Genomic DNA, 15,722 nt, shown 5'->3' on the forward strand with positions numbered 1-15,722 from the left:
TTCCTCCCGCATCCGAGCCCCATCGGAAGGAACGAACCGCCATGGACCTCCCCCTGCTCCTCCCCCGTCTCCTCGACGACTCCTGCCCGCCCTTCGCCCTGCTGCGCCGGCGCACCCCGGGCCGGGACCACGACACCGTCGAGGTGCTGATCGGCCCGGTGCACGAGGCCGGGCGGCTCGCCGAGCTGCCGGTGGGCGAGCGGCCGACGCTGGCGCTGGTGCCGTTCCGGCAGATCCGCGAGCGCGGCTTCGAGGTGCGCGACGACGGCACCCCGCTCTCCGTCCTGGTCGCCGAGGAGGCGTACGAGCTGCCGCTCGCCGAGGTCCTGGACGGGCTCCCGGCCCATGACGTACGGGTCGAGGGCGGCGGGTTCGACGTCGGCGACGAGGAGTACGGGCGGATCGTGCGGCGGGTGATCGACGAGGAGATCGGCGCCGGCGAGGGCGCGAACTTCGTCATCCGGCGCACCTACACCGGCGAGATCCCCGGCTTCGGGCGGGCCGACGCGCTGGCCCTGTTCCGGCGGCTGCTCGCGGGCGAGCGGGGCGCGTACTGGACCTTCGTGGTGCACACCGGGGACCGGACGCTGGTCGGGGCGAGCCCCGAGGTACACGTGCGGATGTCCGGCGGGACGGTCGTGATGAACCCGATCAGCGGCACCTTCCGCTACCCGTCGGGGGCCGCGCCGACCGCCGAGCAGCTGCTGTCGTTCCTCTCCGACCGCAAGGAGACCGAGGAGCTCTCCATGGTGGTCGACGAGGAGCTGAAGATGATGTGCACCGTCGGCGACCGGGGCGGGGTGGTGATCGGACCCCGTCTGAAGGAGATGGCGCATCTCGCCCATACGGAGTACGAGCTGCGCGGCCGGTCCTCGCTCGACGTGCGCGAGGTGCTGCGCGAGACGATGTTCGCGGCGACCGTCACCGGCTCCCCGGTGCAGAACGCCTGCCGGGTGATCGAGCGGCACGAGGTCGGCGGCCGCGGCTACTACGCGGGGGCGCTGGCCCTGCTCGGCACCGACGGGAACGGCACGCAGACCCTGGACTCCCCCATCCTGATCCGGACCGCCGACATCTCGCCCGAAGGGCGGCTGCGGGTCCCGGTCGGCGCCACCCTGGTGCGGCACTCCGACCCGGCGGGCGAGGTCGCCGAGACCCACGCCAAGGCGGCGGGCGTGCTGACCGCGCTCGGGGTGCGCGAGGGGCGCCCCGCCGAGCCGGGCGCGGCGGGGCCGCGGCTGGCGGAGGACCCGCGGGTCCGGGCGGCGCTGGACGCGCGCCGGGCGGACCTGGCGCCGTTCTGGCTGAAGATGCAGGACCGGTCGGCGGAGCTGTCGGGGCACGCCCTGGTCGTCGACGCCGAGGACACCTTCACGGCGATGCTGGCGCACCTGCTGCGGTCCTCGGGCCTGGAGGTGTCGGTGCTGCGCTACGACGAGCCGGGGCTGCGCGAGCTGGCGCTGGCGCACGAGGGACCGGTGGTGCTCGGGCCCGGTCCCGGCGACCCCGCGGACGCGGCCGACCCGAAGATGCGGTTCCTGCGCGGGCTCACCGCGGATCTCCTGCGCGGGCACCGGCACGGGCTGCTCGGGGTCTGCCTGGGCCACGAGCTGATCGCGGCCGAACTGGGCCTGGAGCTGGTCCGCAAGCGGGTCCCGTTCCAGGGCGCGCAGGTGCGGATCGACCTGTTCGGGCAGGAGCGGACGGTCGGCTTCTACAACAGCTTCACGGCGCGGTGCGACGAGCGGGCGGCGACCGAGCTGGCGCTGCACCGGATCGAGGTGAGCCGGGACGCGGACACCGGCGAGGTGCACGCGCTGCGCGGGCCGGGCTTCGCGAGCGTGCAGTTCCACCCGGAGTCGGTCCTGACGACGGAGGGGGCCGCCGTGACCGCCTCGCTCCTCGCGGGCGTGCTCGTCTAGGGCGTCGGGGCGCCGGGCGCTACGGCGTCGTCGGCATCTTCGGTACCAGGACGTTCTCGTCGCGCCGCCCCGCGATGTAGTTGAGGACGTTCTGGACCGTGGTGTCGATGATCTGTCCGACCGCGTCGACCGTGTAGTAGGCCTGGTGGGAGGTGACCACCACGTTGGGGAAGGTCACCAGGCGGGCCAGGGTGTCGTCCTCGACGACCTCCAGGGACTTGTCGAGGAAGAACAGCCCGGCCTCCGCCTCGTACACGTCGAGTCCGACGCCCGTGAAGCGGCCCGCGCGCAGTTCGCGGACGAGGGCCTCGGTGTCGACGAGGCCGCCGCGGCTGGAGTTCACCAGGATGGCGTCGTCCTTCATCATGCCGAGCGCGGCGGCGTCGATGATGTGGTGGGTGGCCGGGAGCAGCGGCACGTGCAGGCTGATCAGGTCGGACTCGGCGAAGAGCCGTTCCTTCTCCACGTACTTCATGCCGAGTGCGAGGCAGGCGGGGTTCTCGGCGACGTCCCAGCCGAGCAGGTTCATGCCGAAGCCGTGGGCGATCCGGGTGAACGCCTCGCCGATCTTGCCGGTGCCGAGGACGCCGACCGTCCGCCCGCGCATGTCGCGGCCCATGAGTCCGTCGAGGCGGAAGTCGAAGTCCCGGGTGCGGTTGGAGGCGCGGACGATCCGCCGGTTGACGCCCATCGCAAGGGTCCAGGCGAACTCGGCGACGGAGTAGGGCGAGTAGTAGGAGACGCGGGCGACCGTGAGGCCCAGCCGTTCGGCCACGTCGAGTTCGATGTTGTTGAAGCCGGTGGAGCGCTGGGCGATCATCTGGGTCCCGCCGGCCGCGAGGGCCTGCAGGACCCGGTGGTTCAGCTGGGCGTTGACGCTGGTCGAGACGACCTCGTAGCCGACGGCGATGGGGGCGGTGTCCTCGGTGAGGAAGACGTCCAGGCAGCGCACCTCGTGGTGCCCCGCGAAGGCCCGCTCGATCAGCGGCTTCTCGTCCGCCTGCACACCGAATGCCAGGATCTCCACGGGGCCCCTCCGGGGATTGCGCCGCATATGTCTGATTACGGGAGCGAATATACGGGCTCTCCCGGCCTCCCGCCCTCAGCCGAAGAACACGCCCGCCTCCGCGTACAGCGCCGGGTCGACCGTCTTGAGCCGGGCGGTGGCGGCGGCCAGCGGCACCCGGACCACCTCCGTGCCGCGCAGCGCGACCATCGTGCCGTGCGCCCCGTCCCGTACGGCGTCCACGGCGTGCAGCCCGAACCGGGTGGCCAGCCAGCGGTCGAAGGCGCTCGGGCTGCCGCCGCGCTGCACGTGCCCGAGGACGGTGGTGCGGGCCTCCTTGCCGGTGCGCCGCTCGATCGCGGCCGCCAGCCACACCCCCACCGAGCCCTCCACCGGGGCGCCGTCACGGGGCCGCGCCCCCTCGGCAACGACGAGGATCGGGGCGTACGTGGCCTCGAAGCGGGAGGCGACCCAGGCGCAGACCTGGTCGAGGTCGAAGCGCTGCTCGGGGACGAGGATGACGTTGGCCCCGCCGGCCAGTCCGGCGTGCAGCGCGATCCAGCCGGTGTGCCGGCCCATCACCTCCACGACGAGGACCCGCCGGTGGGAGTCGGCCGTGGTGTGCAGCCGGTCGATGGCCTGGGTGGCGATGCCGACGGCGGTGTCGAAGCCGAAGGTCCAGTCGGTGGCCGACAGGTCGTTGTCGATGGTCTTCGGGACGCCGACGCACGGCACCCCGTGCTCCGCGTGCAGCCGGGCGGCGATCGCGAGGGTGCCGCGCCCGCCGATGGCGATCAGCGCGTCGGCCCGGCGCTTGGCCAGCTGCTCCCCGATCCGCCGCACCCCGTCGGGGACGCCGAAGGGGTCGGTCCGGGAGGAGCCGAGCACGGTGCCGCCGCGCGGCAGGATGCCGCGGACGGCCCGCACGTCCAGCGGGACCGTGTCGCCCTCGACGACCCCGCGCCAGCCGTCGCGGAAGCCGGTGAAGCTCCAGCCGTGCTCCTGGACGCCCTTGCGGACGACCGCTCGGATCACCGCGTTGAGCCCGGGGCAGTCGCCGCCGCCGGTCAGCACACCGACGTGCATGGGCACTCCTTCGCCGTACGTGGGGGGATGCGGCCCACGCTAGTGGTGGGCCGGGTCCCCCCGACACGGCGAACCGAGTGAATCAGGCGTCGTCGAGGCCACGCTCGATGGCGTACCGGACGAGCTCGACGCGGTTGTGCAGCTGCAGCTTGCCGAGGGTGTTCTGGACGTGGTTCTGCACCGTGCGGTGCGAGATGACCAGCCGCTCGGCGATCTGCTTGTAGCTGAGCCCCTTGGCGACCAGGCGCAGCACCTCGGTCTCCCGCTCGGTCAGCTGCGGCGCCTTCGGCTCGTCGCCGCCGGCCGCCGGGAGCGGCTCGGAGGCGAGCCGCCGGTACTCGCCGAGGACCAGGCCCGCCAGGCCCGGCGTGAACACCGGGTCGCCGACGGCGGTGCGGCGCACGGCGTCGATCAGCTCCTCGGTGCTGGCCGACTTCAGCAGGTAGCCGGTGGCGCCGGACTTCACCGCCTCCAGGACGTCGGCGTGCTCGCCGCTCGCGGAGAGCACCAGGACCCGCAGCCGGGGGTCGGCGCCGACGAGCTCCTTGCAGACCTGGACGCCCGGCTTGAGCGGCAGGTTCAGGTCGAGGACCAGGACGTCGGGGCAGGCCGCCGCCGCGCGCCGCACCGCCTGTTCGCCGTCGCCCGCGGTGGCCACCACGTCGAGGCCCGCCTCGGCCAGGTCGCGGGCGACCGCGTCCCGCCACATCGGGTGGTCGTCGACCACCATCACCTTGATCCGCTGTTGCTCGCTCACTTCGTTCCCGCCTTCCCCCGCCGCTCCCGCGGTGCCCGCGGGACTTTCAGTTCCACTTCGGTGCCCTGGCCCGGGACCGAGATCAGCTCGGCGTTGCCGCCGAGGTCCCGCAGTCTGCCCCGGATGGACAGGGCGACGCCCATCCGGCCCTCGCCCCAGGCCTGGGCGAGCCGGCCCTCGGGGATGCCGGGGCCGTCGTCCCGGACCGTCACGATCACCTCGTCGCCCCAGTCCTCGACCAGGATCCAGGCCCGGGCGTCCTCCCCCGCGTGCACCCGCACGTTGTCCAGGGCGGCGCCGACGGCGGCGGCCAGTTCGCGGGCGGCCGGGGCCGGCAGGAGGACCGGGGTGCCCGGGTCGGACAGGGTCACCCGTGCCCCGGCGCGGGGCAGGAGCAGGGTGCGCAGGTCGAGCTCGGCGGCGGGATCCTCGTCGTCGGGCTCCTCCACCACCCGGACGACCGCGCCCTCGGACTCGTCCTCGGAGACGTACGAGGTACGGATGAGCCCGCCCGCGACCAGGGTGCGCAGGGCGACCTCCTGCTCGCCGGCCATCCGGCCCAGCTCGGCGGCCTCGCCGCCGAGCGCGGTGCCGCGCCGCTGCACCATGGCGAGGACCTGGAGCACGCTGTCGTGGATGTCGCGGGCGAGCCGCTCCCGCTCGCGGGTCGCGGCCTCGATCTCCAGGGCGCGGGCGAGGGTGCGCTCGGAGGCGCGGGCCACCTCGACCACGTACCCGATGGCGATGGAGGCGACCCAGACGAGCAGCACGTTGTGCAGGGTGTCGCGGCTCGGGTGGCCGCGCTCGACGATGTTGGCGACGGCGACGAAGGAGGAGGCGAAGCCCGCCCAGCGCCAGCCGCCCTTGATCGCGTACGCGAGGACGGCGCCCGCCGTCCATATGGAGGGGAGGGTGGTGCCGTCCATCGTCCGGGCCTGCTCGTCGGCGAGCGGGGTGAGCAGGATGCCGACGAGGGCGAGGGCGAGGTCGGCGACCAGGAAGCGCCGGGTGCAGGCGACCGCGCTCGCCACCTTGGGGAGGGTGGCGAGGGTCCAGACGCACATGACGGCGAGGAAGCCGACCGCCACCCAGGGCCGTTCGTAGCGGCCGTGCCCGAAGGCGAAGAGCAGGACCGCGTAGACCATCGTCAGGACGCGGTACGCGGTGAGCGCGCGCCACAGCGGCTGCTCGACCGACATACGCACGACCCGTTCGCGCCTGGCCATCTTCCCCACCCCTGGGCACTCCCCTCGCAGAGGGTCAGGCGCCGGACTCTTCCCGTGCCGCGATCTCGGCCTTGACGGCCTCCTTGGCGGCCTTCTCGGCATCGGCGATCTGCCGCTTGGCGGCGGTCGCGTAGATGTCCACGTACTCCTGGCCGGACAGCTTCATGATCTCGTACATGACCTCGTCCGTGACCGAGCGCAGGATGAAGCGGTCGCCCTCCATGCCCTGGTAGCGGGTGAAGTCGAGCGGCTTGCCGATCCGGATGCCCGGGCGCATCAGCTTGGGGACGACCTTGCCGGGCGGCTGGATCTTCTCGGTGTCGATCATGGCGACGGGGATCACGGGGGCGCCGGTGGCGAGCGCCACGCGGGCGAGGCCGCCGGGCTTGCCGCGGTAGAGGCGCCCGTCGGGCGAGCGGGTGCCCTCGGGGTAGATGCCGAAGAGGCCGCCGCCCTCGATGACCTCGATGCCGGCCTTGATCGCCGCCTCGCCCGCGCCGCGGGCGCCGGAGCGGTCCACCGGGAGCTGGCCGACGCCCTTGAAGAAGGCGGCCGTCAGCTTGCCCTTGACGCCGGGGGTGGTGAAGTACTCGGCCTTGGCGATGAAGGTCACCTTGCGGTCGAGGACCGCGGGCAGGAAGAAGGAGTCCGAGAAGGACAGGTGGTTGCTCGCGAGGATCGCAGGCCCCTCGGCGGGGATGTTCTCCAGGCCCTCCACCCAGGGCCTGAAGGCGAGCTTCAGGGACCCGCCGATCGAGAACTTCATTGCGCCGTAGATCAACTCGCCATGCCTTCCGTGTGCCGTCACGACGACTTTATCCCGTACGGGCCCGCCCGGACCGCCGCGGGCGGCCCGGGCGCACCGGGCCGGCGTGCTCCTTCGTGCGAACGGCCCTGGTCGGTGTCGGTCCGGTCGCGTACGGTGAAAGCCTTCCCCTTTCCGTCGCCGCTTCGGGTGTCCGCGAGAGCCGGGCCCGAAGTCGAACCCGAACAGGAGACCCCGTGCCGGTCCTTCCTGGAGCCGAGCCGTACCGCCATGAGGGCGGAGAGGTCGGCGTACTCCTCTGTCACGGATTCACCGGTTCCCCGCAGTCGCTGCGCCCCTGGGCCGAGTATCTGGCCGCGCGCGGCCTCACGGTGTCGCTGCCGCTGCTGCCCGGGCACGGCACGCGCTGGCAGGACATGCAGCTCACCACCTGGGAGGACTGGTACGCGGAGGTCGACCAGGCGCTGCGCGAGCTGTCCGCCCGCTGTGAGCGGGTCTTCGTCATGGGCCTGTCGATGGGCGGGGCGCTGACCCTGCGGCTCGCGGCGCGGCACGGCGAGGCGGTCAGCGGCATCGTCCTGGTCAACCCGGGCAACAAGGTGCACGGCCTGGCCGCGAAGGCGCTGCCGGTGGTCCGGCACCTGGTGCCGTCGACCAAGGGCATCGCCAGCGACATCGCGAAGCCGGGCGCGGCCGAGGTCGGCTACGACCGGGTGCCGCTGCACGCGGCGCACTCGCTGCGGCGCTTCTTCCAGGTCGTGGACGCGGAGCTGCCGCAGGTGACGCAGCCGATGGTGCTGCTGCACAGCCCGCAGGACCACGTGGTGCCGCCGGTGGACTCGGCGCGCGTGCTGAGCCGGGTCTCGTCGACGGACGTGAAGGAGGTCCTGCTGGAACAGAGCTACCACGTGGCGACGTTGGACCACGACGCGGAGCGGATCTTCGATGAGAGCTGGGCGTTCGTGTCCCGGCTCGCTCCGGAACTCGTCGGCGAGAAGGGGAGCGCGAGCGGTGGCTGAGCAGCAGGACGGGGAGCGCGAGCCGCAGCCCATCGACGAGGAGGCGGCCTGGGCCGCGATCGTCGCTGGGTACGGCGAGGAGCCGGTGGACCCGCCGGGCACCAGGCCGTTCCGGCCGGTGGAGGACCTGGCGCTGCCGCCGATGCCCGAGGACGGCGGGGCGGCGGTGAAGCCGGACAAGTTCAGGAAGCCGGCCGCCGGGGAAGAGGGCGCCGAGGGTGCCGAAGGCACCGAAGAGCACGCGGACGACACGGACGGCGGGGGCGGTGGCTCCGAGGGGGCCGGGCGGCCCGCGCTCGGCTCGTCGATCGTCTTCGCGCCGGGCGTGAGCGTCGGCCCGCGCGACTACTCGGTGGCCGATCCGGACGAGGCGCCGGAGGGCGGCAAGGGCAAGGGCCGCAAGGGCGCTGACGACTCCGACGAGGGCCATTTCGTCCCGCCGGAGCCGCCGCCGCTGCCGGAGGCCGACACGACGACCAAGTTCGCCTGGCTCGCGGTGGTGGGCGGTCCGATCCTGCTGCTGCTCGCGGTGCTGCTCCAGTGGGACATGACCTGGTGGCTGACCACCCTGTGCGTGGGCGGCTTCCTGGGCGGCTTCGTGACGCTGGTGGCCCGGATGAAGCACGACGACGAGGACGAGGACGGCTTCGACGACCCGGGGCGCGGGGCGGTCGTGTAGCCCCTCAGGGGTACGCCGGGGCCGGCGGCTCCTCGGGGATCGCGGGAATCGCAGGGATCGCAGGGATACGGACCACCGCCAGTACCGGCAGGTGGGCTGAGCCTTCCTCACGCCCCCCCTCGCACCGCTCGGCGCCGGGGCGCCTCACGGGCTTCGGGAAGGCTGCGGCGGACTCCGTCCGCCGGGTCCGGCTCCCGCTCAGACCTGCGGGGCCGGCCGCTCCGCGCGGATCGCAGGGATACGGACCACCGCCAGCACCGGCAGGTGGTCCGTCGCCGTTCGTAGGTCGTGGGGGTCCAGGTCCGTGGGGACGCCGCAGGTGAGGACGTCGATGTCCGGGGTGGTGAGGATCGCGTCGATGCGGCGGCGGGGATCGGCCGGGGGGAAGGTGTGTTCGGCGCCCCAGGGGCTGGTGGCCCAGCCGTCGCGGAGTTCCTCGGTGAGGCGGCCGAAGGCGCGTCCGGCGGGGCCCTCGTTGAGGTCGCCGGCGACGATGGCGTGCGGGGTGCCGAGGGCGGCGACCCGGTCGAGGACCAGGCCGGCCTGGGCGTAGCGTTCGTCGGCCCGCAGGCTCAGGTGGCAGCTGACGAGTCCGACCCGGGCGCCGCCGAAGCGGACCACTGCGGTGGCGAGGCCGCGCCGGTGGAGGCCGGGGGTGAGCGGGAGGAGGACGTCCTCGGTGCGTTCGACGGTGGCCCGCAGGGAGCACATCAGGAGCGGTCCGGCGGCGGTGGCTCCACCGGAGAGGACGACGAGTCCGCTCTTCGCGGCGAGCCGGGCCGCGTGCTTGCGCCAGCGGAAGAAGCGCGGGGCCTCCTGGGCGAGGACCAGGTCGGGGGCGCAGGCCCGGATGACCCGGGCGAGGGCGTCCTCGTCGTCGCGCATCGAGCGGATGTTGTAGGACAGGACCCGGACGACGGCCGAACCGTCGGGTTCCGTACGGGACTTGGGCAGCTCGCTGATCGAGGTGTTCGCACCGGTCGCCATGGCCCCACGATAGGCGCGGTGCCCGCCGCGCCCCAGAGGGCACGACGGGCACGGACGCGCGGGGTGGCCCGCCGGGGCTCAGCCCTGGCGGGCCAGGTCGGCCGCGCCGACGAGGCCGGCCTTGTTGCCGAGCTGCGCGGCGAGCACCTGGGCGTGCGGACGCCACTGGCCGCCGATCAGCCAGCGCCGGAAGGACTTGCGGATCGGGTCCAGGACCAGCTCGCCCTCGTCGGAGACGCCGCCGCCGACGATGAACGCCGACGGGTCGAAGAGCGAGGCCAGGTCGGCGAGGCCCGCTCCGGCCCAACGGGCCAGTTCGCGGAAGGAGTCGATGGCGACCGGGTCGCCCGCGCGGGCGGCCTGGCTGATGTGCTTGCCCTCGATGCCCTCGGGCGTGCCGTCGCCGAGCCCGAGCAGCACCTCGGCGTTCTCGGGGGTGGCGGCGGCGCGCTGCTTCGCGTACCGCACGAGGGCGCGGCCGGAGGCGTACTGCTCCCAGCAGCCCTGGCTGCCGCAGCCGCACAGCAGGCCGTCGGGGACGACCCGGATGTGGCCGAACTCGGCGGCGACGCCGAAGCGCCCGCGGCGCAGCTTGTTGCCGATGATGATGCCGCCGCCGAGGCCGGTGCCGAGGGTGATGCAGATGACGTCCTCGTGGCCCTGCCCGGCGCCGAAGCGGTACTCGCCCCAGGCGGCGGCGTTGGCGTCGTTCTCCACCACCACGGGGAGGCCGACCCGCTGCTCGACCTTGTCCTTCAGCGGCTCGTGCCGCCAGTCGATGTTCGGCGCGAAGAGGACGGTGGCGCGCTTGTCGTCGACGTAGCCCGCGGCTCCGATGCCGACGGCCTCGATCTGGTGCCCCTTGCCGGCCTCGGAGACCGCGGCGCTGATCGCGTCGACGATGCCCTCGGGCGTCGGCGGGGTGGGCACGGTGTGGGTGTCGAGGATCTTGCCGTCCTCGTCGACCACGCCGGCCGCGATCTTCGTGCCGCCGATGTCGACGCCGATGGTGAGTCCCATTAGTCCCTCAGTTTTCGGTCGAGCCCCGCTAGGGCCAACCGTACCCGAGGGGGAGGGCGCTCCCGATCAGTCCAGATCGATGTGCTGCCCGGCGCCCGGGCCCTCGTCGCGGCCCTCGTCGCGCGGATCCCCCGGTTCCGTACCGCTGGTGTCGCCGCGGGTCCAGCGGGTCTCGTGGCCCTGGACGGCCGAGCGGTAGGCGGCGAGGAGTTCGTTGCCGGCGGCGGCGAGGTGGTCGAAGACCTCCGGGTTGCGCTCGATCACCGGCTCGACGAGGGCCTTCGCCTGGTGGACGACCTGCTGGACGGTCTCGGCGGCCTGGCCGCCGAGGAGGGAGCCGCCGAGGGTGCCGGAGAACTTCCCGGCGACGGCCTCGAACAGCTTGCGGAACTCCTCGGCCGGGGTGCCGGTCTCCTCGCCGCGCTCGGCGCGGCGGCGGGCCTTCTCGGCCTCCAGGTCCTCGGCGCAGGCCTTGGCCCAGGCGTCCCCATCGCTCATGGCGTACTCCTCAGGTTCTCCTACCGTCGACGGTACACGCCTCGCGGGGGCTCAGGGAGCAGCCTTCGGCCACAGTCCGGGGTCGGGGGTGAAGCGGATCCGGAGGTCGCCCTCGACGAGTCCGGCGCCGGTGACGGTGCAGCGGCGCAGGACGGCGGGGAGCGGGACGTTGCGGCGGAACGGTCCGGCGGTCAGGAGCAGTTCGTCGCCGCGGCGGACCAGCGAGAGGCCGTCCTTGACGGCGCCGGGCAGCGGGACGTGCCAGACCAGGATGCCGTCCGCCTCGCGCCGGTCCTCGACCCGCCAGCCGGGCGCGGCGGCGGGGGCGGGGTCCTCGACCGCCAGTAGGGCCAGGTCCTCGGGGCCCCGGGGCGCGCGGCCGAGGTGCGGCAGTTCCCGCACGGCCGGGTGCTCCTCGCGCAGGGCGGCGAGGTGCCGGTGCTGCTCGGCGACGAGGGCGGCGAACCACGGGTCGGCGGAGTCGGCGGGCAGCACCCGGTTGGCGACGACGGCGTCGAGGGCGAGGCCCTGGAGGGCGAGGCCGAGGCGGGCGGTGCGCAGGGCCTCGGAGGCGTCGGGTCCGGGCTCGACGACCAGCCGGACGCCGGTGCGCGGCGAGTCGACGACGTCCTGCACGGCGGCGAGCTCCGCCTCCCAGCGGGCGGTGGTCTCGTACAGCCACTGCGCGGGCAGGGGTACGCCGGCGAGCTGGGCGAGCATGGGGCGCAGCGCGCGGGCGGCCTGCCGCTCGGGGGGCAGCAGGCGGCGCAGGTAGCGGCGCAGCTGCTCGGGCAGGGCGAGCAGGGCGAGGGCCTCGCGCAGTGGGGGCAGGTCGACGACGACCAGGTCCGCGTCGGTGGCCGCCGCGTCCCGTACGGCCCTGAGCAGGGCGAACTGGGCGCTGCCGGGGAGCTCGGTGAGCTCGGCGTCCTCGAAGGGGGTGGTGCCGAGGAGGTCGAGGGCGGTGGTGGAGCGGGACTGGAGGGCGAGGAATTCCCGGCGGAAGTCGGCGGCGGGGTCGGGGGTGAGGAGGCGCAGGGTGTCCACGGCGGTCGCCCAGGCGGGGTCGGCGTCCGCCGACACCAGCTGGACGCGCCTGCCCGCCTTCGCCTCGGCGAGGGCCGTGCCCGTGGCTACCGCGGTGCGTCCGGCTCCGCCGGTTCCGGTGACGAGGATGATCCGCATGGGGCGACCGTACCGGGCGCCGTTCGCCGTGGGCGGGGCAGGTGCGGGGAGGGTGCCCGGGCGCGGGGAGGGGAGCGGAGGCGCCCGCGAGGCCGCCGTCCGGCCCCGGCGGGCGGCCGGCTACCTCGTGGACTCGACGCGCTGCTTCAGGCCCTGGAGGGCCCGGTCGATGATGACCTTCTCGGCCTTGCGCTTGATCATGCCGAGCATGGGGATCTTGACGTCGACGGTCAGCTGGTAGGTGACCTCGGTGCGGGCGCCGCCGGCGGCCGGGGCGAGGCGGTAGGAGCCGTCGAGGGCGCGGAGCATCTGGGACTTGACGAGGGTCCAGCTGACCTCGTCCTCGCCGGTCCAGGTGTAGGCGAGGGTGTGGTCGTCCTTGATCGCGCCGGCGTCGAGGAGGAGGCGGACCTTCTCCGCGCGGCCGGACCCGTCGGTCTCCAGGACCTCGGCCTCCTTCACCTCGCCCGTCCACTCGGGGTAGCGCGCGAAGTCGGCGATCACGCTCATGACCTCGGCCGGGGCCGCCTCGATGGTGATGCTCGAGCTGGTGTGTTCCGCCATCGCGGTGGCTCCTCGTATGGACGCGAGTCGTATCTGTCAGAAGGCTATCGCGCCGTCATCGGGCTTCCGTCACCACTCCAGCGTCCACGGCCGGCCGGTCGCCGCGAAGTGGCCGACGTTCACGCACTCGGTCGCGCCGATCCGCATCCGGCGGGCGAGCGGCTGGTGGACGTGGCCGAAGAGGGCGTAGCGGGGGCGGACCCGGTGGATGGCGTCGAGGAGGGCGCGGCTGCCGCGTTCGAAGCGGCGGGCGACGGTGTCGTAGGTGAGCTCGGGGACGTCCGGCGGGATGTGGGAGCAGAGCACGTCGACCTCGCCGAGGGCCTCGACCTTGGCCGCGTACTCCTCCTCGGAGATCTCGTAGGGGGTGCGCATGGGGCTGTGCAGGCCGCCGCCGACGAAGCCGAAGACGAGGCCGCCGAGCTCGATCCGGTCGCCGTCGAGGACGGTGGTGCCGGGGCGGGCGTACTCGGGCCAGAGGCCGGGGATGTCGACGTTGCCGTAGGTGGCGTACGTGGGGGTGGGGAAGGCGGCGAACATCTCGGCGTACTGGCGGCGGACGGCGGACTCGATGGCGGTGGCGCGGTCGATGCCGAGCTCGCCCCAGAGGCGGCGGCCCAGGTCGCGGGCCTCGTCGAAGCGGCGGGCGGTGCGCAGTTCGACGATGAGGTCGGCGTTCTCGACGCCGAAGAGGTCGGGGAAGATGCCGCGCGCGTGGTCGGCGTAGTCGAGGAAGAGCACCAGGTCCCCGAGGCATATGAGGGCGTCGGCGCCCTCTCCCGCCGTGGCGAGGGCCCCGGTGTTGCCGTGTACGTCGCTCACCACGTTGATCCTCATGGCGTCAGCGTAGGGGGCAGGGCCTCCCGGGTGGGCCCGCCCGGTCGGACCTGCGGTTACTTCCGAGTCGGGAAAGCGGTGGATTACTGTGCGCGGAGGAACGCCATACACGTGTGACGCATGGAACATCTGGCCAGGACCCCCTATCCGGAACCGCGTACTGATGGGTAACGTCCGGGCAGTCCGGTCGTGCTCACCCCCACTGAGCACCTGCCCGATCTTGGACCGCACCGACGCATCACACAGAGCCGTGGCGCCGGCGCCCGATGAGGAGCAGCAGTCTTGCGCGAGTTCAGCCTTCCGGCCCTGTACGAGGTCCCCACGGACGGCAACCTGACGGATCTCATCCGCCGCAACGCCGCACAGCACCCAGACGTCGCCGTGATGGGACGCAAGGTGCCCGGCGGCTGGGTCGACGTCACCGCCAAGCAGTTCCTCGCCGAGGTCCGCGGGGCCGCCAAGGGCCTGATCGCCGCCGGTGTCGAGCCCGGCGACCGGGTCGCGCTGCTCTCCCGCACCCGCTACGAGTGGGTGCTCCTCGACTTCGCGATCTGGAGCGCCGGCGCCGTGACGGTGCCGGTGTACGAGACCAGCTCGCCGGAGCAGATCCAGTGGATCCTCGGCGACTCCGGCGCCTCGCTCGCCCTCGTCGAGTCCGCCGCCCACGAGGCTTCGGTGGCGTCCGTCCGGGGTGCCCTGCCCGCCCTCAAGGGCGTCTGGCAGATCGACGCGGACGCCGTCCCGCGGCTGACGGAGAGCGGCGCGGAGGTCTCCGACGAGGAGCTCGACCGCCGGATGTCCTCCGCGCACGCGGACGACCCGGCCACGATCGTCTACACCTCGGGCACCACGGGCCGCCCCAAGGGCTGCGTGCTGACGCACCGCGCCTTCTTCGCCGAGTGCGGCAACATCGTGGAGCGGCTGAAGCCGCTGTTCCGTACCGGCGAGTGCTCGGTCCTGCTGTTCCTGCCGGCGGCGCACGTCTTCGGCCGGCTGGTCGAGGTCGCCTCCGTGATGGCGCCGATCAAGCTGGGCTGTCTGCCCGACATCAAGAACCTCACCGACGAGCTGGCCTCCTTCCGGCCGACGCTGATCCTCGGTGTGCCGCGGGTCTTCGAGAAGGTCTACAACTCGGCGCGGGCCAAGGCGCAGGCGGACGGCAAGGGCAAGATCTTCGACAAGGCCGCGCACACGGCCATCGCGTACAGCCGGGCGCTCAGCACCCCGCAGGGCCCGTCCTTCGGTCTGAAGCTGAAGCACAAGGTCTTCGACAAGCTGGTCTTCTCGAAGCTGCGCGCGGTGCTCGGCGGCCGGGGCGAGTACGCGATCTCGGGCGGCGCGCCGCTGGGCGAGCGGCTCGGGCACTTCTTCCGCGGCATCGGCTTCACGGTCCTGGAGGGCTACGGCCTGACGGAGTCCTGCGCGGCGACCACGTTCAACCCGTGGGACCGGCAGAAGATCGGCACGGTCGGGCAGCCGCTGCCGGGTTCGGTGGTGCGGATCGCCGACGACGGCGAGGTGCTGCTGCACGGCGAGCACATCTTCTCCGGCTACTGGAACAACGAGGCGGCGACGGCCGAGGCGCTGGCGGACGGCTGGTTCCACACCGGCGACATCGGCACCCTCGACGAGGACGGCTACCTCTCGATCACCGGCCGCAAGAAGGAGATCCTGGTGACGGCGGGCGGCAAGAACGTCGCCCCGGCGGTCATCGAGGACCGGATCCGCGCACACGCGCTGGTCGCCGAGTGCATGGTGGTCGGCGACGGACGCCCGTTCGTGGGCGCGCTCGTCACCATCGACGAGGAGTTCCTGGGCCGTTGGGCGGCCGAGCACGGCAAGCCGGCCGGCGCGACGGCGGCGACGCTGCGCGACGACCCGGAGCTGCTCGCCGAGGTGCAGCGCGCGGTGGACGACGGCAACGCGGCGGTCTCGAAGGCGGAGTCGGTGCGGAAGTTCCGTATCCTGTCCGCGCAGTTCACCGAGGAGGCGGGGCACATCACCCCGTCGCTGAAGCTGAAGCGAAACGTGGTGGCGAAGGACTTCGCCGACGAGATCGAGGCGATCTACCAGGGCTGACAGGCCCTCGGAGCGCCCCTGGCGGGCCCGCGACGCGGGCCGGTCGGGGGCGCTCGCGCGCGTCGGGACCGGAGCGGACTATTCCGCCACA

At 73.3% G+C, this 15,722-nt stretch carries 15 protein-coding genes; 4 read left to right on the forward strand and 11 right to left on the reverse strand.

The features are described 5' to 3' along the window. The first annotated feature begins 41 nt into the window (after positions 1 to 41). Positions 42 to 1,922 (forward strand): anthranilate synthase family protein, encoded by a 1,881-nt coding sequence (locus tag AB0Q96_RS06430; protein WP_365322245.1) that lies wholly within the window; start codon positions 42 to 44, stop codon positions 1,920 to 1,922. A gap of 19 nt (positions 1,923 to 1,941) precedes the next feature. On the opposite strand, the gene AB0Q96_RS06435 is transcribed toward AB0Q96_RS06430, so the two are convergent. From AB0Q96_RS06435 to AB0Q96_RS06455, 5 genes are all read right to left on the reverse strand, one after another. Further along, on the reverse strand, positions 1,942 to 2,949 hold the full coding sequence (locus AB0Q96_RS06435; protein ID WP_365322247.1) for a 2-hydroxyacid dehydrogenase: 1,008 nt from the start codon (positions 2,947 to 2,949) through the stop codon (positions 1,942 to 1,944). 75 nt (positions 2,950 to 3,024) lie between these two features. Beyond that, a complete protein-coding gene (locus tag AB0Q96_RS06440) occupies positions 3,025 to 4,014 on the reverse strand; it encodes an ATP-dependent 6-phosphofructokinase (RefSeq protein WP_365322249.1) in 990 nt (329 codons plus the stop codon). 82 nt (positions 4,015 to 4,096) lie between these two features. Further along, positions 4,097 to 4,744, reverse strand: a complete 648-nt coding sequence (locus AB0Q96_RS06445; RefSeq protein WP_365322498.1) for a response regulator transcription factor — start codon at positions 4,742 to 4,744, stop codon at positions 4,097 to 4,099. A 23-nt stretch (positions 4,745 to 4,767) separates the two neighbouring features. After that, positions 4,768 to 5,997 (reverse strand): DUF5931 domain-containing protein, encoded by a 1,230-nt coding sequence (locus AB0Q96_RS06450; protein ID WP_365322250.1) that lies wholly within the window; start codon positions 5,995 to 5,997, stop codon positions 4,768 to 4,770. Between the two features lie 34 nt (positions 5,998 to 6,031). Continuing rightward, positions 6,032 to 6,778, reverse strand: a complete 747-nt coding sequence (locus tag AB0Q96_RS06455) for a lysophospholipid acyltransferase family protein (protein WP_193384176.1) — start codon at positions 6,776 to 6,778, stop codon at positions 6,032 to 6,034. A 221-nt stretch (positions 6,779 to 6,999) separates the two neighbouring features. Between AB0Q96_RS06455 and AB0Q96_RS06460 the strand changes: the two genes are divergently transcribed. Then, positions 7,000 to 7,782, forward strand: a complete 783-nt coding sequence (locus AB0Q96_RS06460) for an alpha/beta fold hydrolase (protein WP_365322252.1) — start codon at positions 7,000 to 7,002, stop codon at positions 7,780 to 7,782. Next, a complete protein-coding gene (locus AB0Q96_RS06465; protein WP_365322254.1) occupies positions 7,775 to 8,461 on the forward strand; it encodes a hypothetical protein in 687 nt (228 codons plus the stop codon). Before AB0Q96_RS06460 ends, AB0Q96_RS06465 begins: the two co-directional genes overlap by 8 nt. A 198-nt stretch (positions 8,462 to 8,659) precedes the next feature. Here the strand turns inward: AB0Q96_RS06465 and AB0Q96_RS06470 are convergent, their stop codons facing one another. The 6 genes from AB0Q96_RS06470 to AB0Q96_RS06495 form a co-directional block, all read right to left on the reverse strand. Further along, positions 8,660 to 9,448: an endonuclease/exonuclease/phosphatase family protein gene (locus AB0Q96_RS06470; RefSeq protein WP_365322256.1), complete on the reverse strand. Its 789-nt coding sequence runs from the start codon at positions 9,446 to 9,448 to the stop codon at positions 8,660 to 8,662. A 78-nt stretch (positions 9,449 to 9,526) separates the two neighbouring features. Then, on the reverse strand, positions 9,527 to 10,468 hold the full coding sequence (locus AB0Q96_RS06475) for an ROK family glucokinase (RefSeq protein ID WP_365322258.1): 942 nt from the start codon (positions 10,466 to 10,468) through the stop codon (positions 9,527 to 9,529). A gap of 66 nt (positions 10,469 to 10,534) precedes the next feature. Beyond that, on the reverse strand, positions 10,535 to 10,966 hold the full coding sequence (locus tag AB0Q96_RS06480; protein WP_365322260.1) for a DUF5304 domain-containing protein: 432 nt from the start codon (positions 10,964 to 10,966) through the stop codon (positions 10,535 to 10,537). A 51-nt stretch (positions 10,967 to 11,017) separates the two neighbouring features. Beyond that, complete coding sequence (locus AB0Q96_RS06485) at positions 11,018 to 12,151, reverse strand: ArsA-related P-loop ATPase (protein WP_365322262.1); 1,134 nt, start codon at positions 12,149 to 12,151, stop codon at positions 11,018 to 11,020. 120 nt (positions 12,152 to 12,271) lie between these two features. Continuing rightward, positions 12,272 to 12,715: an SRPBCC family protein gene (locus AB0Q96_RS06490; protein ID WP_365322264.1), complete on the reverse strand. Its 444-nt coding sequence runs from the start codon at positions 12,713 to 12,715 to the stop codon at positions 12,272 to 12,274. 69 nt (positions 12,716 to 12,784) lie between these two features. Continuing rightward, positions 12,785 to 13,540: a metallophosphoesterase gene (locus AB0Q96_RS06495; protein WP_365322500.1), complete on the reverse strand. Its 756-nt coding sequence runs from the start codon at positions 13,538 to 13,540 to the stop codon at positions 12,785 to 12,787. Between the two features lie 294 nt (positions 13,541 to 13,834). Here AB0Q96_RS06495 and AB0Q96_RS06500 point away from each other — a divergent pair, with 294 nt between their 5' ends. After that, positions 13,835 to 15,631: an AMP-dependent synthetase/ligase gene (locus tag AB0Q96_RS06500; protein ID WP_365322266.1), complete on the forward strand. Its 1,797-nt coding sequence runs from the start codon at positions 13,835 to 13,837 to the stop codon at positions 15,629 to 15,631. Positions 15,632 to 15,722 lie beyond the last annotated feature (91 nt).

The organism is Streptomyces sp. NPDC093111 (assembly GCF_040683955.1).
Classification (GTDB): domain Bacteria; phylum Actinomycetota; class Actinomycetes; order Streptomycetales; family Streptomycetaceae; genus Streptomyces.